Consider the following 18,580-nt stretch of genomic DNA (forward strand, 5'->3'; position numbering starts at 1 on the left):
CATCACCGTCAGGTTCATCGACCTCCACGGCGTCCCTTCGGCTGAGGAACTGCACACGATGATCCGGAGCCTGCACGACGCTCACCCCGATGTCGACGCGATCGTGTGCCTCCCCGAGGGTCTCGGAGTCGGCATCCTCTCGACGCTCCGCGAACTCGGCCACTCCGTCCCCGACGATGTCCAGCTCGTCGCGTACAACGACAGTCCCGCACTGCAGATCGTGCAGCCTCCCATCTCGGCTCTCGATCTGCGCGCCAAGGATGCCGGGATGCGAGCGGGCGAGATGCTCATCTCGCTGATCGAGAAGGCCGATGACTCCGCGCGCGGCACCGAGTGGTTCGACCTGATCTATCGCGAGCGCGCATCGACCCGCCCCGTCGGACACGCACGATCCTGAGATCTGCCGACGCCCGAGCCCGCCGCTAGCTCACCCGATAGGCGCGGTAGCGCACGGCGTTCGCCTGCCGCTGCGCGGCCGAGAGGAACAGAGCCCTCTGCAGGTGCGCGAGCCCCGGCGCCGCCGTCTCGATCTGCACCGTGGTGCGGAAGTAGTACGAGCCGGGATCGACCTCTTCACCTCTGCCCAGCCGTTCGAGGATCGTAGGAGTGCCGGTGCGCAGTCCTTTCGCGTGGAGTAGGAGCAGATCGCCGCCTGCGGTGCGAGCGGTGTAGCGACCGTCGATCTCGATCGTGCCGTCCGGACGCACGATCTGCCAGTCGGCACCCCCCGGCAGTATCTCGGCCTCGACCGCACCGGTGACGCTCCCGCCGAGGATCGGCACCACGCGGCGATGACCGACGCTGGTGGCGAGGTGGTCTTCGAGCGCACCGAGCTCGACGGTGACGTCGAAGGCGAACTCGAGGCCGGGAACAGGAAGCGCGTCGTGCGATGTCATCAGTTCGACTCCTCAGCTGGGGCAGCCGTATCTGGCGTGGCGGGCGGCGACTCCGTGCCGGCGAGCACGGCGCAGAGCCTTTCGAGAACGGGGAGAGCCGCATCGAGTGCCGCCCGCTCGCCGGGGTCGAGACGCGCTGTCGCCTGAGCGACGAGCGCGGAGTTCGCGGCGTCGAACCGGTCGAAGAGATCGAGCGCCGCCGCCGAGGCGCGCACCACGACGCGCCGGCCGTCGGCCGGAGCCGGGGTCCGCTCGACGAGTCCGTCACCCTCCATCGCGCCGAGCAGGTTGCTCACGGTCGAACGACTCAGACGCAGCCGGTCGGCGATCTCGGCCGGGCCTCGAGACGTGCCCCGCGGGAGCGCGCGGATCACGTCGATCTGCGCATCCGACATCTCGGGCAAGCGCGCTTCTGCGCGCGTCGCGGCGAGCAGAGCGCGACGCAGCGGGGAGATGACGGCGGCGAGCCTGCCCGCGTCGAGATCGCTCATGGCGTCACCGCCGAGGCCGGCGTGAGTGAGGGGCGCTCGTTGAGGATCTCGGGAAGGAATCCCGCTGAGGTCTTGTAGTCGGCGGCGATCTGCTCGCGTTCGGCGTACGGGATCACGTCGTCGATGTCGACGAAGCCGTGCGGGGCCCGCTCGCGGGCGAGCTGCATCACCCGCTCGGGTCCGGTGGCACGCGTGCCGGCGAGCAGCGCGGTCATCGCCGGACGCCGCGCCTGCTCGTACGCCGCGAGCGCCTCATCGATGCCTTCGGCCGTGGCCAGGTGGAAGGCGAGGGTGCGGGCATCGAGGATCGCCTGCGAGCCGCCGTTCGACCCGTTCGGATACATCGCGTGGGCCGCATCGCCGAGCAGAGTGGTGCGACCGAACGTCCACTGCGGCAGGGCGTCGCGATCGACCATGGGGTACTCGAGGATCTCGTCCGCGGTGGCGATGGCAGCGGGCACATCGAGCCAGTCGAAGCGCCAGTCCCGGAACAGCTCGGCGATCGGCGCGGGGTCGACGGCGCGGTTCCAGTCCGCATCACCCGAGCCCGAGGCACGGCGTTCGGCGATGAAGTTCACCGGCATCCGTCCGTCGGGGTCGACGGGGCCGAGCGGGTAGGCGACGAATTTCTGCTCGCCGTCGCCCGCCATGATCATGGTGCGTCCGTCGAGGAACGCCGGGATCCGGGTCACTCCGCGCCACAGGGTGAGGCCGCTCCACGGCGGCGCCCCCTCGGCGGGGTATCGCAGCGCGCGCAGGGCGGAGTGGATGCCGTCGGCGCCGATGATCACGTCTGCCGTGTCCTCGACCGTGCCGCCGCCGGTGGCGAAGCGCGCGGTCTCGGTGCCGTCGTCGTTGCGAACGATGTCGATGAGACGGTGATCGAGGCGGATGGGCTCGGCGAGACGGGCCTCTGCGAGGTCGCGCAGCGCGAGCTGGAGCCGACCTCGATGCACCGACAGCTGTGGCCAGTGATAGCCCGCCGCGAGGCCGCGCGGCTCGCTCCAGATCGGCTGCCCGACACGGTTGTAATAGGCGAGAGTCCGCGGCTCGACACCCAGCTCGGCGATCGTGTCGGCGATGCCGAGCTCGGTGAGTTCGCGCAGCGCGTGCGGCAGCAGGTTGATGCCCACTCCGAGGCCGCGGATCGCGGTGCTGCGCTCGTAGACAGTGACGTCACGCAGTCCGGCCTCATGCAGACTGACGGCGGTGGCGAGTCCGCCGATGCCCGCCCCGATGATGATGATCTTCATTGATCGCTCCTGGCTGCGACTCACCGTGAGCCGCCCATGTAGTTTTGCAACAAAACTAGATGGGCGCAAGGGTCAGGAATCGCTCGGCGGCGTCGCCGCGATCGCACAGGGCACCCGCGCCTGAGGCGCGGGTGCCCTGCTGTCGCGAGTCAGTCGCCCGACGGGGCGAACATCCGCACGGTCTTCGGCACGTTCACCTCAGTCGCCACCTCGACATCCTTCGAGGTCGCCCACAGCGCACCCAACGAGGCGATCGGGGCGTTCAGAGCATGCTCCACGGTGTAGGCACTGGCCTTCTTGTAGAGCTCCGCCTGTGCGTCGAGGTCCGACTCGGCGGCGATCGCCGTGAGCATCTCGTCGAACTCGGGCGTCTCCCAGTTGAACGGGTTCAGGAAGCCGTTCGGAGAGAAGTGGTTCGCCATCTCTCGACCGGCGAGGTTCGTGCCCTCGGCCCAGACGACCGCCGCGTACTGACCACCGGTCAGCGAGCTGGCGATGTTCTGCGGCGGCACCGGCTCCCACTGCACCGTCACCCCGATGTCACCGAGGGACTGCGTGATCGCGGGCTCGTAGTTCTGCGACACGAGCGTGCTCGGCATCGTCAGCGTGAATCCGTCGGGGTATCCGGCGTCGGCCAGCAGCTCGCGGGCCGCCTCGGGGTCGAACGGATAGGTGTCTTCGAGCGAGGCGTCGTACGCGGCGCCGTTCATGTTGAAGTTCTGCTCGGTCGGCTCCGCGATGCCCGCGAAGAGAGTGTCCACATAGAGCTGGCGATCGAACGCCATGTTGAGCGCCTGCCGCACACGCTCGTCTCCGAGCGCCGGCTGGATCGTCCCCTCCCGGTCTGCGAGGAGCAGGAGGATCGTCGCCGCCGAGCCGATCTGCGCCACGGTGAGGTTGGAGCTCTTCGCCTGCTCGAGCTGCGGGGCCTGGATGTTGGCCGCGTTGATCTCGCCGGCGACGAGCGCGTTGAAGATCGCGGTGGAGTCCTGGATCACGCGGACCGTGACGGTCTCGAAGGGATACGCCTCGGCGTTCCAGTAGTCGTCGCGACGCTGCAGGACGTAGGAGGTGCCGTCGACCGTCGAGTCTGCGAGCTCGTACGGACCGGATCCGGTGGGACGGACGGCGCTCTCGGCATCGTCGAGCACGGCGGGATCTCCGATGACTCCGGTGGCCTGGGCGAGATAGTTCACCAGCACCGGGTCGGGCTTCGAGAGATTGAGCACCACGGTCACGTCATCCGGCGCCTCGACGGACTCGACGGAGCTCAGCTTCGGCTGCTGCTGACCGGGGGTCTCGCGAGTGCGGTTGAGCGTGTCGGCCACGTCCTGAGCCGTCACGGCGTCGCCCGTGCTGAAGGTCAGATCGTCGCGGAGAGTGAGAGTGAGCGTGAGCAGATCTTCCGAGTACTCCCACGACTCTGCGGCGTTGGGGACGATCTTCCCTTCGTTGTCGACCTTCAGGAGCGTGTCGAACAGCGAGGACCAGATGAACGTCCCGGTTCCCTCGTCGAGCTGGGCGGGGTCCAGCGAGGGGGGCGGCGCCTGGATCGCCAGGGTGAGCGTGGCGCTGTCGTTCGACTGGCCCCCGGACTGCCCCCCGCTCGGGCTGCTGCAGGCGGTGATGCTCAGTGCGAGGGCGAGAGCTGCGGCGATTGCCGTGGCGGCACGCGCAGATCGACGCTGTGAACTGGTGCGCATGATGCGAGACTCCTTCGTCGTAACGGGCTGACGTTGCCCGAATGACGACAGTCAACCACGTATCGGCGATTTTGACAACCGATTGCCAACACTATGACGACCCGCTGCTCCCGCGCGCGCGAAGGGGGCGACACCTGCGCGATCGCAGGAGCCGCCCCGTCATCCGTCCGTCCGTTCCGAGAGCTGCCGATCAGCCGTCCGACCAGCGCTGCCGCAGGACCCGAGCCACCGACTTCGGCCGTCGATCCCGAGTGAAGACGCCCTTCTTGTTCCCGTCGACGCGGAAGATGCCGACCGTCGTCTGGAAGTCGGCGAAGTTCCAGATCTGCTCACCGACGACGGCGTCGATCCGGTCGAACACCCGGTGATACATCTCCAGGAAGGCGATCTGGTACTCCTCCGTCCAGGGCACCTCGGCGACGCTGTGCAGACCGCTGAGGGTGTCGACACCGTACTCGGTCATGATGATCGGCTTGTCGTGATGCGCCGCCCACCCCGTCAGCTCCTCCTCGAGAGCCTTCTCGGCCGCCACCAGGTCGCCGGTCGTCTCGTACCAGCCGAAGTACCGGTTCAGGCAGATGACATCGAAGAGGTCGACGATGAGGTCGTTGTCATAGCGCGCGGCGCCCTGGTTCGCGAAGGTGACGGGGCGCGAGGGATCGAGCTCTCGGGTGAGCTGCACCAGGGGCTCGAAGTACTCGCGCACCCCGTCTTCGGCCGACGCCGGCTCGTTCGCGATGCACCACATGACCACCGACGGGTGATTCGCATCCCGCGCGATGAGCTCGCGGATACCCTGCGCGTGCGACTCCCGGGTGCGGTCGTTCATGGTCTCCGGCGAGAACGTGGGCTGCGTCGCTCCGCCCAGCAGTCCCGCCGCCATGTTGATGTTCAGACCGACGGCCGCGGTCTCGTCGATGACGACGATCCCGTGTCGGTCCGCGTAGTCGAGCCATTCCTCCGCGTACGGGTAGTGCGAGGTGCGGAACGAGTTGGCCCCGATCCACCCCAGGAGCTCGAAGTCCCGCACCATGACGGCGTTGTCGTGACCCTTGCCTCTGATGTCCGCGTCCTCGTGCTTGCCGAACCCCGTGAAGTAGAACGGCTCGCCGTTGATGAGGAACTGCTGCCCTCGCACCTCGACCGTGCGGATGCCGACGGGCAGCGTGTACTCATCACGCGAGTCGCCCTCGGCGCGGACCACCAGGTCGTAGAGATAGGCCGCGCCCGGCTGCCACAGATGCGGCGAGTCGACGATGATCTCGCCGGTCGCTCCGAGAGAGCGGCCGACCTCGACGCCCTCCTCGTCGACGAGCGTCACCGACACGGGCATCTCCGCGCTGAGCCCGGCGGTGTACGTGATGACGGCGACGCCGTCATCCCGTACCGCCGTGTCCACCCGGATGTCGGTGATGTGCTGCCGCGGGGTGGAGTAGAGCCGCACGCTCCGAGGCAGGCCCCCGTAGTTGAAGAAGTCGTGGCGGTACACCTGCGTGTCCCGACCGTTCTCACCGGGGACCACGAGCCCTGGCGGGATCGTCTCCCACGTGAGCCGGTTGTCGACGGCGATGGAGACGCGGACGGCGGTCCCCGCCTCGACGTGATCCGTGATGTCGGCTTCGAAGGGCGTGTAGCCGCCGTCGTGCTCCGCCACCAGGGTGTCGCCCACGTAGACCGCGCCCCTGTGGGTGGCGGCATCGACGCGCAGCACGATCCGCTCGTCCCGCCACGTCGCCGGCACCGCGATCTCGCGCTGGTACCACACGACGCCCACGTGGTCGCGGATCGCGGGGTCGACGAAGACGTCGTTGTAGCTCGAGGGGACGGGTGCCTGCCGAGTCACCGGCAGCGTCGTGGTCCACGGCGTCTCGGACACCTCATGATCCAGAGCGAAGAGCCACAGCCCGTCGAGTGATCGGATGTCGCGGGAGGGCGTGCTTCGGGGGGTCAGCATGATGCATCCTCTCGACCGCCGGGAGCGGTGCATTTTGTCAATCGGTTGCCAACAGTGAATCGATCCAGATCCGTCGACCGGTCATCTCCATCATCTCGGAGATCGCGCGACGTCGGCGAGGTCACCAATCGTGCACCGTGCCGTCGGCGAGGCGGTTGAAGGGCAGATAGGCGCGCTGGTACGGATAGCGGCCGGCCTCGTCCATGTCGAGCTCGACGCCCAGCCCGGGAGCGTCGCCCGGGTGCAGATGCCCGTCGACCCAGGAGAAGCTCTGCTGGAAGACCGCGTCGGTCTTCTGCCCGTGCTCCATGTACTCCTGGATGCCGAAGTTGTGGATCGACAGTCCCAGATGCATCGCCGCAGCCATGCCCACCGGAGAGATGTCGGTCGGACCGTGCATCCCCGACTTGATCTGGTACTGCGCCGCATAGTCGAGCACCTTCTTGAGGTGGGTGATGCCACCGGTGTGCGTCACGGCGGAGCGGACGTAGTCGATCAGCTGCTCCCGGATGATCTGCTGGTAGTCCCAGACGGTGTTGAAGATCTCGCCGATCGCCAGGGGCGTGGTGGTGTGCTGACGCACGAGACGCAGGGCCTCCTGGTTCTCCGCCGGGGTGCAGTCCTCCAGCCAGAACAGGTCGTAGGGCTCGAGGCTCTTGCCGAGCTGCGCCGCCTGGATGGGCGTCATCCTGTGGTGTCCGTCGTGCAGCAGCGGCAGCTCGGGACCGAACTCGTTGCGCACCGCCTCGAAGACGGTCGGCATGTGCCGCAGGTAGCTGCGCGTGTCCCAGTCCTCCTCGTTCGGCAGACCTCCGCGCTGCGCGGGCTCGTGGTCGTAGCGCACTCCGCTGTTCGCCTCGTACGTGGCGTTGGAGGCGATCCCGTAGATCGACGTCAGGCCGGGGACCGCGGACTGGATCCGGATGGCGCGGTACCCCTTCTCGAGGTGCGCACGAACACTGTCGAAGAGTTCGGGCAGGTCACGTCCGCTGGCGTGGCCGTAGGCCAGGAGCCCTCGTCGCGAGGCCCCACCGAGGAGCTGGTACACCGGCAGGCCCGCGACCTTGCCCTTGATGTCCCAGAGCGCCATGTCGACGGCGGCGATCGCGGCCATGGTGACCGGCCCCCGGCGCCAGTAGGCGGAGCGGTAGAGGAACTGCCAGGTGTCCTCGATGCTGTGCGCGTCTCGTCCCAGCAGCAGCGGCACGACGTGCTCGGCGAGGTACGCGACCACTGCCTGCTCGCGTCCGTTCAGGGTGGCGTCGCCGAGTCCGGTGTGCCCGTCATCGGTCGTGAGCTTGAGTGTCACGAAGTTCCTGTCCGGGCTCGTGACGATGACTTCGGCTGAGGTGATGAACATTCTGCTGTCCTTCGATCGGCGCCGACGAGAGCCGCGGCGCTGCGGTGGAGACTTCAGTGAATCATGATGACCGATCATTGGCAAGCGATTGCCGCACAGCAGGCGGGATTCCCCAGTATCCCTGAAAACAGAACGGCAACCGATTGACATTCGGTTGCCAAAGAGCCAGACTGATCCGCATGCTTCAGCCACGACGCCGTGACCCGGATCGCCTCTTCCCCGTCGATCCGCGCACTCGCGAGATCTCCCGGGATCTCTACGAATCCGTCGCGGGCGCCCCAATCATCTCGCCGCACGGCCATGTCCCCGTCGAGTGGCTGTCGCACGACGAGCCGTTCGAGAATCCGACGAGCCTGTTGCTGCGCGACGATCACTACATCACCCGCCTGCTGCACGCCTCCGGTGTCGACCTCGACCGTCTGGGCCTGGGGGGTCATCAGGTGGATCCGCGCGACGCCTGGAGGATCTTCGCCGCCCACTGGCACGTCCTCGAGGGCACCGCGTCGGCGCACTGGCTGCGAGAGGAGTTCTTCGGGCTGCTGGGCTTCGATGAAGACCTCGGCGAAGCCAACGCCGACCGTGAGTACGAGCGCGTGGCCGCACTGCTGCGCACCCCGGAGTTCCGCCCCCGCGCGCTCTTCGACTCCTTCGGCATCGACGTGCTGGCGACCACCGACGACCCCCTCTCCGACCTCGCCGAGCACGACGCGCTCCGCGGAGCCGTCGGCGGCAGGGTCCTGCCGACCTTCCGTCCCGACCGTTACGTCGATCCCGACGCGGAGGGTTTCGCCGACGACGTCGCCCGCCTGCTCGAAGCCGAGTCCCAGCCGTCGACGTTCGCCGGCTATCTCGAGGCCCTACGCGCTCGACGTGCGCACTTCATCGCCCATGGTGCGGTCTCCGCCGATCACGGCGTGGAAGAGCCCTTCACGGTCGACCTCGATCCGCACGACGCGGACGCGCTCTTCTCGTCGGTGCGGGCCGGCTCGGCGACAGCGCAGGAGCGGCGCGTGTTCCGGGGCCACATGCTGCTGCAGATGGCCGGAATGAGCGTCGACGACGGGCTGGTGATGACCGTGCACGCCGGCGTCCTCCGCAATCACAGCACCGCGACCTTCCGCTCCTTCGGCCCTGACTCGGGCCACGACATCCCGGTGTCCACGGACTTCACACGCGGGCTTCGCCCGCTCCTCGAGCGCTTCGGACTCGCCCGCGACCTGCACCTGGTGCTGTTCACCGTCGATGAGACCGCGTACTCGCGGGAACTCGCGCCCCTCGCGGGCTTCTACCCCTCGGTCTACGTCGGAGCACCCTGGTGGTTCCTCGACGCTCCCGATGCGATGAACAGATTCCGCTCAGCCGTCACCGAGACCGCCGGGTTCACCCGCAGCTCGGGATTCATCGACGACACCCGCGCCTTCCTCTCGATCCCTGCACGGCATGACACCGCTCGCCGGGCCGATGCGGCGTTCCTCGCCCGTCTCGTCGGCGAGGGCCGACTGTCGGAGGCCGCAGCGCGGCGGGTGATCGGCGAGTCCGTCGATGCACTCCCGAGACGGGTGTTCAAGCTGTGACCGCGCTCCTGAGCCGCTCCGCGAGCGCTCCGCCGGTGCGGATCGTGCACCTGGGGCTTGGCGCGTTCAGCCGCTCCCACCTCGCCTGGTACACCGATCGCTCCGCCGATTCCGACCGATGGGGCATCTCCGCCTACACGGGTCGCTCGCGCGCTCTCGCCGACGCGCTGTCGGCACAGGACGGCCTCTACACCCTGGTCGAGCGCGGCGACGAGGGCGACCGGATGCAGGTCGTGTCCAGCATCGTGAGTGCGCGATCGGGAGACGAGCTGCCCGAGTTCCTCGACGATGTCGCGGCGCCGGACACGGCCATCATCTCGCTGACGGTGACCGAGAGAGGCTATCGGCTCGCTGCGGACGGCCTGCACGACGCGGACGACCCCGAGGTCGTGTCCGACGACGCGGCCCTGCGCGACGTGATCCTCCGGGGCGCCGACCCGAAGACCGCCACGACGACCACAGCCCTCGGACGCCTGCTGCTCGCCCTCGAGCACAGACGACGTTCGGGAGCGGGTGCCGTAGCGGTGATGTCGTGCGACAACCTGCCGGACAACGGCGGGATGCTGCGCCGCGGGCTCCTCTCGTGGGCGCACAGCATCGACGAGGCCTTCGGCACCTGGCTCGCGCAGACGGCGTCGTTCCCGTCGAGCTCGGTCGACCGCATCACCCCGAGCGTGTCGGACGAGGAGCTCGCGGAGCTGGGAGCTCCTCTGGGTGATCGGGCGCCGGTCATCGCCGAGCCGTTCAGCGACTGGGTGATCCAGGGCGATTTCCCCGCGGGCCGCCCGGAGTGGCACACCGCCGGAGCGACGTTCGTCGACGAGCTGGCACCGTGGGAGGACCGCAAGCTGTGGATGCTGAACGGCGCGCACACGCTGCTCGCCTGCCTCGGGCTGCTGCGCGGACACGTCTCGGTCGCCGACGCCATCGTCGACGACGAGTGCCGGCGGGCTGTCGAGACGTTCTGGGACGAGGCGGCCGCGCATCTCCCCTCCTCCGTCGATCCCGATCGCTATCGCGCCGACCTCGTCAGCAGGTTCGCGAACCGACGCATAGAGCATCGCCTGAGTCAGATCGCCCTCCACTCGCAGCTGAAGCTCGCGCTGCGGGTGGCTCCGGTGGCACTTCGCGAACTGGCCGCCGGGCGCTCGGCTCCCGGCGGCGCGACAGCGGTGGCCGCCTGGATCCAGGCGGGCCGCGACGGGCTGCTCGGCTCACCGACGCCTCCCGACGCGGACATCTCGACCATGGTCGGAGCGGTGTCACCCGCACTCGCCGCGAGTGCCGCGTTCGTGTCCTCCGTCGAGACGGCGATGAACACGTTCTCCCCGGTGCGAACATGATGACCACAGCCTCTCGCACCCTCCATCCGCATCACCTCTCGGGATCGAACCAGGACAGATCATGACCCTCTACATCTTGCGCAGGCTCCTCACGGGTCTCGTCCTCGCGCTGCTCGTGACCTTCATCACGTTCCTGCTGCTCGGGAGCTCGTTCGAAGCGGCGGCGTACACGATCCTCGGCCCCTCTGCGACGCCGCAGTCGGTCGCCGACCTCATGAACGCCCGAGGCTGGGACCGCCCTCTCGTCGTGCAGTACTTCGAGTGGCTCCTCCACGCGGTGCAGGGCGACTTCGGGGTCTCGGTGTACACGTCGCTGCCGGTCGCACCGTCGGTCATCCAGCGCCTGCTGGTGACGCTCTCCCTCATCGTGCCGGCCCTTCTCATCACTGCAGTCCTCTCGACGCTGCTCGGCGTGTGGGCGGCATCGCGCGGAGGAGCCGCCGACCGCACGGCGCAGGTGATCTCGCTCGTCGGATACATCGTGCCGGGGCTCCTTCTCGCGATCGGCCTCGTCGTCATCTTCTCCGTGCAGCTGAAGTGGCTGCCGGCGACCGGCTTCACCCCGCTCACGGACGATCCTCTGGCGTGGGTGCGCAGCATCACCATCCCGGTGATCGTCCTCGTGGTCGGCGGCGTCGCGAACCTCGCGGCCCAGGTGCGAGGACGCATGATCGACGAGCTCCGTCGCGACTACGTGCGCACCCTGCGCACCCGCGGAGTGTCGACGTCGTCGATCGTCATCCGGCATGCGCTGCGAAACGCCGGCAGTCCCGCACTGACCGTGCTGTCCCTCGAGTTCATCTCGATGTTCGGGTCCTCGCTCATCATCGAGAACGTGTTCGCCCTGCCGGGCTACGGCAGCTTCGCGTTCAACGCCTCGCTCCAGGGTGACATCCCGGTCATCATGGCCATCACCGCCTTCGGCGTGCTCCTGGTCTTCGTCGTCAACCTCATCACCGACCTCGCCAATGGCTGGTTGAACCCGAAAGCGAGAGTCCAGTGACGCTCCCCAACGATCCCACCACGCGGACGGTGCGCGTTCCCGGCACCGAAGCCATCGCCACCGCGACACGGTCGTCGCGGACCCCGGTGTGGAAGAAGCTGCTGCGCGACCCGCAGGCCGTCATCACGATCAGCCTTCTGGTCATCATCGTGCTCCTCGGCCTGCTCACGCCCTTCCTCACCTCTCATGGTCCGAACCAGACGGACCTGAACGCCATCAATGCCCCCGTGGGCACTCCCGGATTCCTGCTCGGGGCCGACGAGTCGGGGCGTGACATCTTCGCCAGGCTGCTGCACTCCATCAACACCGCGGTGATAGCCGCACTGCTGGGAACGAGCGTGGCGCTCGTCGTCGGCGTTCTGGGCGGTCTCGTCGGCGGCTACTTCGGGCGGATCACGCAGTCGGCCACCGAGTGGGTCTTCAGCCTGATCATGACCTTCCCCGGCGTCCTGCTGCTGATCATCCTGATGCCCGTCACCCGCGGCGACTACCGACCGACCATGCTCATCTTCGGCGTCCTGCTGGCGCCAGGCATCTACCGGATCGTCCGCAACCTCGTGCTCGGGGTCAAGAACGAGCTCTACGTCGATGCCGCACGGGTGTCAGGTCTGGGAAACCTGCGCATCCTCGGCCGACATGTGCTCTTCGTGGTGCGGGGACCGATCATCATCGCCGCCGCCTTCCTCGCGGGAACGAGCATCGGCGTCCAGTCCGGTCTCGCCTTCCTCGGAGTCGGCTCGATCGAGATCCCGAGCTTCGGGGCGATGATCGCCTCCGGCTTCCGCAACCTCTACATCGCCCCCACCCAGTTCCTCTGGCCGAGCCTCCTGCTGGGTGTCATCACCGCATCGCTGGTACTGCTGGGCAATTCGCTGCGCGACGCCTTCGAGGGGGCCAAGCCCAAGGCCGCGCGCATCGGCGCGGCACCGAGCGCCGAGCAATCCGCCGACGAGGACGAGGTGGTCGACGCCCGCAACCTCGTGGAGATCAGGAACCTCGCCATCGCCTATCCGCAGACCTCCGGCGGGATCGCCGAAGTCGTGCGCGGCGTCGACCTCAAGATCAATCGCGGGGAAGTCGTCGGGCTGGTCGGCGAGTCCGGATCCGGCAAGTCGCAGACCGCGTTCGCCACTCTCGGAGTGCTGCCGAACGAGGCGATCATCACCAGCGGCTCCATCGTGTTCGACGGCCGTGAGCTCGTAGGACTCCCCGAGGCGCGCATGCGCACCCTCCGCGGACGCGAGATCGCGTACATCCCCCAGGAGCCGATGTCGAATCTCGACCCCAGCTACCGCGTCGGCGTGCAGCTGGTCGAGGGCGTCCGCTCGTCCAGCAGCATGTCGAAGGCGGAGGCGAAGGATCTGGTCCTCTCGCTCCTCGCCCGCGTGGGCATCGCGGATCCGCAGAGGACCTTCGACTCCTACCCGCACGAGATCTCCGGCGGCATGGCGCAGCGCGCCCTCATCGCCGGCGCCGTCGCGAGCCGACCGAAGCTGCTCATCGCCGACGAGCCGACCACGGCCCTGGACGTGACGGTCCAGGCGGAGATCCTCGACCTCCTGCGCGACCTCCAGGCCGAGCTCGACATGGCCGTCCTCCTGGTCACGCACAACTTCGGCGTCGTCGCCGATGTCTGCGACCGCATCGCCGTCATGCAGAACGGATCCATCGTGGAGGCGGGGACGACCCTCGAGATCTTCGATCACCCTCAGCATCCGTACACGCAGATGCTGCTCGGCTCCATCCTCGAAGAGGAATCGGTCCGTGCCGATGCCCCGCCCGCCGCTGTCGAAGGAGACACGAAATGAGCCTGCTCGAAGTGCGCGATCTGCGCGTCGCCTTCCCCGCCCGGGGGTTCCGCGCGGCTCCGGTCGAGGTCCTGCACGGCGTCTCCCTCGACGTGGCCGCCGGCGAGACCCTCGGACTGGTCGGAGAGTCCGGCTCCGGCAAGACGACCATCGGCCGCGCCGTGCTGGGCCTCGTCCGCGCATCCGGCGGGTCCATCCGCTTCGCCGGCGAGGACATCACCACCGTGTCGGGCGCCGCGAGGCGGAAGCTCTCGAAGGACATCCAGGTCGTCTTCCAGGATCCGTACACGTCGCTCAACCCGGCCATGACCATCGGCGACATCCTCGCCGAGCCCCTGATCGTGCAGGGAGCGACGGGACGCGACGCGCGCGCCCAGGTCCGCACGCTCCTCGACCAGGTCGGTCTGCCGTCCGACGCGATCGAGAGGCTGCCGCGAGAGTTCTCCGGAGGACAGCGGCAGCGGGTGGCCATCGCGCGGGCGCTCGCGCCCCGCCCCCGCCTCATCGTGTGCGATGAGCCCGTGTCGGCCCTCGACCTCTCGACGCAGGCCCGCGTGCTCGACCTCTTCGTCGAGATCCAGCGGGCGACGGGTGTGGCGTATCTGTTCGTCTCCCACGACCTCACCGTCGTGCGGCACATCAGCCACCGAGTGGCGGTGCTCTACCGCGGCGACATGGTCGAGACGGGCCCTGCGGCCAAGGTCACCTCGGATCCCGATGATCCGTACACGCGCAAGCTCCTCCTCGCGGCACCCGTCGCCGATCCTCGGCGCCAGCAGGAGCGACGCCTCGCCCGCCGGGCGCTGATGGATGCGGAACGCACGGCGTGACGGCTCGCACGCGAGGTGGCGCACGGTGACCGCTGCCGCCGAGGGGCTGCGCTGGGCGGTGATCGGCACGGGAAAGATCTCCGACTCGTTCGCTTCCGACATCCGTGCGGCCGAGGGGACGATCACCCGCGCCTGGGGACGAGACCGCGAACGCCTGGCGGGCTTCGCGCGGAGGCACGAGACAGTCGGGACGACGGATCTCGCAGCTGTGCTCGCCGCGGACGATGTCGACATCGCCTACATCGCCACCCCCGCCGCGACGCATGCGGCGCTCGCCGTGCAGCTGCTGTCGGCGGGAAAGCACGTGCTGGTCGAGAAGCCGATGGCGATGTCGGATGCAGAGGCCGCCGAGGTGTTCGACTGCGCCACCGCCCACGGCAGGTTCGCGATGGAGGGCATGTGGATGAAGTTCAATCCGCTGCACCGGGAGGTGATGCGGCGCGCTCTGTCCGGGGACTTCGGAGAGGTGAGCCACGTGCGCGGCGGGTTCGGAGCGCCCTTCCCGCCGGGCGGCAGCCGCTGGAGCGCGGAACTCGGCGGGAGCGTGATCCTGAACCAGGCGATCTACACGACGACTCTGGCGACCTGGGCGCTCGGACCGGTCACAGGGGTCGAGGCGACCGGTCAGGTGCGTGACGGCGTGGATGTCTCGGCGGCTCTGACCCTGCGCCATGAATCGGGACTCTCGCAGGCCGCAGTGTCCGCGCTCGCCTTCGTCGATCCGACGGCTGCCGTCAGCGGGTCGAGGGGGTGGGCGACTATCGAGGGCATGTTCTGGGCGGGCCACAGGGCACGGATCCACTCCGGCGACGTCCCCGCGCTCTTCGAGCGTCCGGAGGAGCTCGTCCTGCCTCTCGAGGGTCACGGCTACACCCCGATGATCCGTTCCGTGCACGAGGCTGTGCGGAGTGGTCATCTTCAGCATCCGGAGCATGATGCCGACGCCACGCTCTCGGTGCTCGCCGTGCTCGCGGAGGCGAGAACGCAGATCTTCCGCGCCGCCGGGCAGGGGTCCCGATGACCGTGTTGGACTCTCCCCCCGCTTCGCGCGAAGATCGTCTCATGTCCCCATCTCCATCCCTCACCCCGTCGGCGACGCTCGCGCGCGCGGAGCGGATGGCTGCGCATGTCTGAGACTCCGTCTCGAAGCACGAAGGCGCCCACGATCTACGACATCGCCGAGCTGGCGGGAGTGAACCCTTCGACCGTCTCCCGAGCACTGTCGAAGCCGGGCAGGGTCAGCGCGAAGACGGAGGCGCGCATCCGGGCGGCAGCGGACCAGCTCGACTTCCGCTTCAACCCCATGGCGCGTGCGCTGCCGACGGGGCGGCGCCAGACGCTCGCTCTGGTCGTGGCCGACATCACGAACCCGGTGATCTTCGGCATCGTCCGAGGTGCGGAGAAGACAGCCGCCGAGGCGGGGTACACGCTGGTGATCGCCGAGTCGCAGGAGTCCGACGAGGCCGAGGCCGAGACCATCGAGCGTCTGCTGCCCAGCGTCGACGGGGTGGTGCTCGCCACGACGCGTCTGTCGAACGAACGCATCACGGCTCTCGCGGCCAAGAAGCCCGCCGTGCTCATCAACCGGGCCGTCGACGGCGTCAGCGGTGTGCTGCCCGACATCGACAGCGGCGTCGACGCGCTTCTCACGCATCTCGACGGACTCGGCCATCGGGCGCTCGTCTACGTCGCGGGGCCGTCGACGTCGTGGATCTCCGCACGACGCTTCGAACGCCTTCTCGAGGGGGCCGAGCACAGAGGCATGGCACTGACCGAGGTGGGGCACAACGCGCCGACCATCGAGGGGGGCCGCGATGCGCTCCGACGGGTGATCGCCTCGCGGGCGACCGCGGTCATCGGGTTCAACGATCTGATCGCCATCGGGCTGATGCAGGCCGCGGCCGAGCAGGGACTCGTGGTTCCCCGTGACCTCAGCGTCTCGGGCTTCGACGACATCTTCGGCAGCGAACTCATCACACCCCCGCTGACCACCGTTCGCGCGCAGCTCACCGCGGCAGGCGCTCGCGCCGTCGAGCGTCTGCTCGAGATACTCGCCGGTGCGGAGGACGAGCGCACGGACGCTCCCCTCGAGACGACCCTCGTCATCCGAGAGTCCACGGGAGCAGCACCGTCCTGACGCGTCAGGACCTCAGAAGTTGATCGCCACCACCGTGATCACGGTGACCAGGACGACGACGAGCAGTCCTCCCCCGCAGCCGATCGCAAGCAAGGGGCCGTAGCCGAGTCTCGAGGTTCGCGCACCCGACTGCCGCGCCGCAACGAGGAATTCGGGCCCTCCCCCCTGCTGGAAGGCGCGCGCAGCACCGGCGACGTTGGCGCCGCGACCGAGGTCGGCTCCGATCTCGAGACCCGGCTTGTCGACGACGTCGGCGACGCCGCCGACGACGCCGAGCCCGATGGCTCTGCCCACGGCGCGGGCGTCGGCGAGCAGCGGATAGCTCTGTCCGCGGACGACCAGCGTGATGCGCTGCGCAGCCGACTTCACCGTGACCTCGTCGGCCCTGACGCTGAAGTACTGGGTCCAGCCGCTCGGCAGCTCGACCCAGAGGGTGATGAGGCCGTTGCTGACCTCCGCCCGCGCGAGCAGCCAGCCGTCGGAGGCGTTGTCGCCGAGCATGCCCGAGAACACCGCGTACGGAGCCGGCGGAGGCGACGGATACTGCGGCGGCTGCGGAGGCGGAGGCGGCTGCGTGGTCATCGAATCCTCGAATCGTGGGAGGTGTTCATGGCATCCGATCGGTCCGGAGCCCGACGGGTGCTCGTCCGGAGGAGAACGGGTCAACCCTAGAACGCGCCTCGCTCATCTCGAGAACCACACGCGCATCCGAGGCCGACGAACGGGCGATCGCCTGTCAGTACTCGACGTCGAGCGCGACCGCGTGCACGTCGTCGACGATGGCGGCCGGGTCGGCGACGCCGGCCTCTCTGAGCAATCCGGTCCAGAGCATCCGGAGGGCGCGGTCGGGATCGACGAGGCGGAATCCGTTCTTGTTCGCCTCGTAGACCCCGAAGCTCGCGCTCAGGATAAGGTAGCCGACCTCGCGCGGATCTGTCGCGGGAGGAAGCTGCCCGAGAGCGACGGCTTCACCGACCTGCGCGTACGCGTACTCGAACCAGCTCTGTCCGGTGTAGAGCAGGTCGAAGAGGCGGTGCTCACGACTTTCGAGGACGAGTCGAATGGCCGCGGGGCCGAACGGGCTCGTCCGCGCGTCCGCCGCGGCGCTGACGAGGAGGGTGAGAAGACGCGGCAGGCCCGGGTCCGCGTGCTCGACGCGCTCGATGAGCAGCTTCCACACCTCGAGCTGGCGCTCGACGATCGCGTTGGCGATGTCCAGCTTGGAACGGAACTGGCTGTAGCTCAGAGCGGACTTCGGCTTGCCCATCCGGGCGGCGATGCCCGAGATCGATGTCGCCGCGTACCCGTGCTCGGCGAACTGCTGAGCAGCGGCGAGAAGGATGCTCTCTCTCGTCGCCGCTTTCTGATCAAATCGGGAACCCACCTATGCACGGTACTCGCTGAATCGGGCGGTCTTCCGCAGGCTCGAGTTTGTGGGAGCGGTGATCACGGGTAGATTCATTTCAGCAGACGATCGTCTGCTGAAATGAGAGGGAAAAATGAATCGGTCATGGAAGGCTGCCTGCGTTCTGGCGGCAGCAGGAGCACTGGGTGTCGTCGGGGTGCACTCGGCGAGCGGAGCCGACGACTCGACGCCCGTTCAGGCGCAGGTCGACGGCGGAGCCCTGTCGATCTCGGCACCCGCGTCCTTCGATCTGGGTTCGGTCTCTCCGGGCGGGACCGCATCGGCCACGCTCGCGGGAGTGGCTGTCACCGATGACCGGGCGGGTGTCCTCGGCTGGGTCACCTCGGTGTCGATGGGCGACCTGACCCCCGAGACCGAGGGTGGCATCTCGATTCCCGCCTCCGGCTTCACGTACGACCCGGCCGCGGCGACGACGACGGGTACCGTCACCGTCACCGAGACGACGGCGACAGGCGCGGGCCCGAGTGTGGTCCAGACCGCCACTGCGGTGACGGGGCAGAACGCGGCGTCCTGGGATGCTGTCGTCTCGTTCGTGATTCCGTCGGACGCTCTCGCCGACAGCTACGCCGCTGTACTCACGCACTCCGTCATCTGATCGAGTGCGCGTGCGCAAGGATTCTCGACATCGGACCGCCTCGGCACGCCGGGTTCCGGTGCACCGAGAATCGGGATGGTGGGCCAGAGCGGCGGTCGCCGCCGTCGTCGTCGCACTGTGCGGGCCTGCCTTCGGTGCCGCACCGTCGGCGACCGCCGCGGACGACGAGTCCGGCATCGGCATCGAGATCGTCGACGACGATGCGGC

General features: G+C 68.4%; 18 protein-coding genes. 10 read left to right on the forward strand and 8 right to left on the reverse strand.

Going from position 1 to position 18,580, the window contains the following annotated elements; translation table 11 throughout:
* The coding region (locus tag ABTZ43_RS13660; RefSeq protein ID WP_350539228.1) for a substrate-binding domain-containing protein at positions 1–397 on the forward strand (397 nt) is incomplete at its 5' end.
* A gap of 25 nt (positions 398–422) precedes the next feature.
* Here ABTZ43_RS13660 and ABTZ43_RS13665 read toward each other — a convergent pair.
* Genes ABTZ43_RS13665 through ABTZ43_RS13675 form a run of 3 tightly spaced genes read right to left on the reverse strand, consistent with a single transcriptional unit; the run spans position 423 to position 2,640 of the window.
* On the reverse strand, positions 423–896 hold the full coding sequence (locus tag ABTZ43_RS13665; RefSeq protein WP_056415641.1) for a DUF3237 domain-containing protein: 474 nt from the start codon (positions 894–896) through the stop codon (positions 423–425).
* A complete protein-coding gene (locus ABTZ43_RS13670; protein WP_350539229.1) occupies positions 896–1,387 on the reverse strand; it encodes a MarR family winged helix-turn-helix transcriptional regulator in 492 nt (163 codons plus the stop codon). Before ABTZ43_RS13670 ends, ABTZ43_RS13665 begins: the two co-directional genes overlap by 1 nt.
* Positions 1,384–2,640, reverse strand: coding sequence for a flavin-dependent oxidoreductase (locus ABTZ43_RS13675; protein WP_350539230.1), 1,257 nt, complete (start codon positions 2,638–2,640; stop codon positions 1,384–1,386). The genes ABTZ43_RS13670 and ABTZ43_RS13675 overlap by 4 nt, the downstream gene beginning before the upstream one ends.
* On the opposite strand from ABTZ43_RS13675, the gene ABTZ43_RS13680 reads away from it, so the two are divergent.
* The gene (locus ABTZ43_RS13680) at positions 2,630–2,764 is read left to right on the forward strand and encodes a hypothetical protein (RefSeq protein ID WP_350539231.1); all 135 of its coding nucleotides are present in this window, start codon (positions 2,630–2,632) and stop codon (positions 2,762–2,764) included. The genes ABTZ43_RS13675 and ABTZ43_RS13680 overlap by 11 nt on opposite strands.
* A gap of 25 nt (positions 2,765–2,789) precedes the next feature.
* On the opposite strand, the gene ABTZ43_RS13685 is transcribed toward ABTZ43_RS13680, so the two are convergent.
* The 3 genes from ABTZ43_RS13685 to manD all read right to left on the reverse strand — a co-directional run bounded on the left by ABTZ43_RS13685 (position 2,790) and on the right by manD (position 7,657).
* Positions 2,790–4,343 carry an ABC transporter substrate-binding protein gene (locus ABTZ43_RS13685; RefSeq protein ID WP_350539232.1) on the reverse strand — a complete coding sequence of 518 codons (1,554 nt, stop codon included), beginning with the start codon at positions 4,341–4,343 and terminating at the stop codon, positions 2,790–2,792.
* A gap of 190 nt (positions 4,344–4,533) precedes the next feature.
* Positions 4,534–6,297, reverse strand: a complete 1,764-nt coding sequence (gene uidA, locus ABTZ43_RS13690) for a beta-glucuronidase (protein ID WP_350539233.1) — start codon at positions 6,295–6,297, stop codon at positions 4,534–4,536.
* A 121-nt stretch (positions 6,298–6,418) separates the two neighbouring features.
* Positions 6,419–7,657, reverse strand: a complete 1,239-nt coding sequence (gene manD, locus ABTZ43_RS13695; protein ID WP_350539234.1) for a D-mannonate dehydratase ManD — start codon at positions 7,655–7,657, stop codon at positions 6,419–6,421.
* Between the two features lie 179 nt (positions 7,658–7,836).
* Between manD and uxaC the strand changes: the two genes are divergently transcribed.
* From uxaC to ABTZ43_RS13730, 7 genes are all read left to right on the forward strand, one after another.
* Positions 7,837–9,231, forward strand: coding sequence for a glucuronate isomerase (gene uxaC, locus ABTZ43_RS13700; RefSeq protein ID WP_350539235.1), 1,395 nt, complete (start codon positions 7,837–7,839; stop codon positions 9,229–9,231).
* Complete coding sequence (locus ABTZ43_RS13705; protein ID WP_149422366.1) at positions 9,228–10,574, forward strand: mannitol dehydrogenase family protein; 1,347 nt, start codon at positions 9,228–9,230, stop codon at positions 10,572–10,574. Before uxaC ends, ABTZ43_RS13705 begins: the two co-directional genes overlap by 4 nt.
* Positions 10,575–10,635: 61 nt before the next feature.
* Complete coding sequence (locus ABTZ43_RS13710) at positions 10,636–11,577, forward strand: ABC transporter permease (RefSeq protein WP_149422365.1); 942 nt, start codon at positions 10,636–10,638, stop codon at positions 11,575–11,577.
* Entirely contained in the window at positions 11,574–13,385 is a 1,812-nt protein-coding gene (locus ABTZ43_RS13715) for a dipeptide/oligopeptide/nickel ABC transporter permease/ATP-binding protein (protein WP_350539236.1), read from the forward strand. The genes ABTZ43_RS13710 and ABTZ43_RS13715 overlap by 4 nt, the downstream gene beginning before the upstream one ends.
* The gene (locus ABTZ43_RS13720; RefSeq protein ID WP_350539237.1) at positions 13,382–14,215 is read left to right on the forward strand and encodes an ATP-binding cassette domain-containing protein; all 834 of its coding nucleotides are present in this window, start codon (positions 13,382–13,384) and stop codon (positions 14,213–14,215) included. Before ABTZ43_RS13715 ends, ABTZ43_RS13720 begins: the two co-directional genes overlap by 4 nt.
* A gap of 25 nt (positions 14,216–14,240) precedes the next feature.
* A complete protein-coding gene (locus ABTZ43_RS13725) occupies positions 14,241–15,236 on the forward strand; it encodes a Gfo/Idh/MocA family protein (protein ID WP_350539238.1) in 996 nt (331 codons plus the stop codon).
* Positions 15,237–15,341: 105 nt separating this feature from the next.
* Positions 15,342–16,352 carry a LacI family DNA-binding transcriptional regulator gene (locus ABTZ43_RS13730; protein ID WP_149422362.1) on the forward strand — a complete coding sequence of 337 codons (1,011 nt, stop codon included), beginning with the start codon at positions 15,342–15,344 and terminating at the stop codon, positions 16,350–16,352.
* A 12-nt stretch (positions 16,353–16,364) separates the two neighbouring features.
* On the opposite strand, the gene ABTZ43_RS13735 is transcribed toward ABTZ43_RS13730, so the two are convergent.
* Positions 16,365–16,934 carry a hypothetical protein gene (locus tag ABTZ43_RS13735; RefSeq protein WP_350539239.1) on the reverse strand — a complete coding sequence of 190 codons (570 nt, stop codon included), beginning with the start codon at positions 16,932–16,934 and terminating at the stop codon, positions 16,365–16,367.
* Between the two features lie 154 nt (positions 16,935–17,088).
* Positions 17,089–17,736 (reverse strand): TetR family transcriptional regulator, encoded by a 648-nt coding sequence (locus ABTZ43_RS13740; RefSeq protein WP_350539240.1) that lies wholly within the window; start codon positions 17,734–17,736, stop codon positions 17,089–17,091.
* 115 nt (positions 17,737–17,851) lie between these two features.
* Here ABTZ43_RS13740 and ABTZ43_RS13745 point away from each other — a divergent pair, with 115 nt between their 5' ends.
* The gene (locus tag ABTZ43_RS13745) at positions 17,852–18,373 is read left to right on the forward strand and encodes a hypothetical protein (RefSeq protein ID WP_350539241.1); all 522 of its coding nucleotides are present in this window, start codon (positions 17,852–17,854) and stop codon (positions 18,371–18,373) included.
* The last annotated feature ends 207 nt before the right edge of the window (positions 18,374–18,580 follow it).

This window comes from Microbacterium sp. NPDC097977 (assembly GCF_040302605.1).
In the GTDB taxonomy this organism is placed as follows: Bacteria; Actinomycetota; Actinomycetes; order Actinomycetales; family Microbacteriaceae; genus Microbacterium.

Coding starts and splice junctions, on each gene's coding strand:
- ABTZ43_RS13665 (WP_056415641.1), bottom strand. CDS start 896: ATGACATCGCACGACGCGCTTCCTGTTCCCGGCCTCGAGTTCGCCTTC.
- ABTZ43_RS13675 (WP_350539230.1), bottom strand. CDS start 2,640: ATGAAGATCATCATCATCGGGGCGGGCATCGGCGGACTCGCCACCGCC.
- manD (WP_350539234.1), bottom strand. CDS start 7,657: ATGTTCATCACCTCAGCCGAAGTCATCGTCACGAGCCCGGACAGGAAC.
- ABTZ43_RS13670 (WP_350539229.1), bottom strand. CDS start 1,387: ATGAGCGATCTCGACGCGGGCAGGCTCGCCGCCGTCATCTCCCCGCTG.
- uidA (WP_350539233.1), bottom strand. CDS start 6,297: ATGCTGACCCCCCGAAGCACGCCCTCCCGCGACATCCGATCACTCGAC.
- ABTZ43_RS13720 (WP_350539237.1), top strand. CDS start 13,382: ATGAGCCTGCTCGAAGTGCGCGATCTGCGCGTCGCCTTCCCCGCCCGG.
- ABTZ43_RS13685 (WP_350539232.1), bottom strand. CDS start 4,343: ATGCGCACCAGTTCACAGCGTCGATCTGCGCGTGCCGCCACGGCAATC.
- uxaC (WP_350539235.1), top strand. CDS start 7,837: ATGCTTCAGCCACGACGCCGTGACCCGGATCGCCTCTTCCCCGTCGAT.
- ABTZ43_RS13730 (WP_149422362.1), top strand. CDS start 15,342: ATGTCTGAGACTCCGTCTCGAAGCACGAAGGCGCCCACGATCTACGAC.
- ABTZ43_RS13710 (WP_149422365.1), top strand. CDS start 10,636: ATGACCCTCTACATCTTGCGCAGGCTCCTCACGGGTCTCGTCCTCGCG.
- ABTZ43_RS13680 (WP_350539231.1), top strand. CDS start 2,630: ATGATCTTCATTGATCGCTCCTGGCTGCGACTCACCGTGAGCCGCCCA.
- ABTZ43_RS13735 (WP_350539239.1), bottom strand. CDS start 16,934: ATGACCACGCAGCCGCCTCCGCCTCCGCAGCCGCCGCAGTATCCGTCG.
- ABTZ43_RS13745 (WP_350539241.1), top strand. CDS start 17,852: ATGAATCGGTCATGGAAGGCTGCCTGCGTTCTGGCGGCAGCAGGAGCA.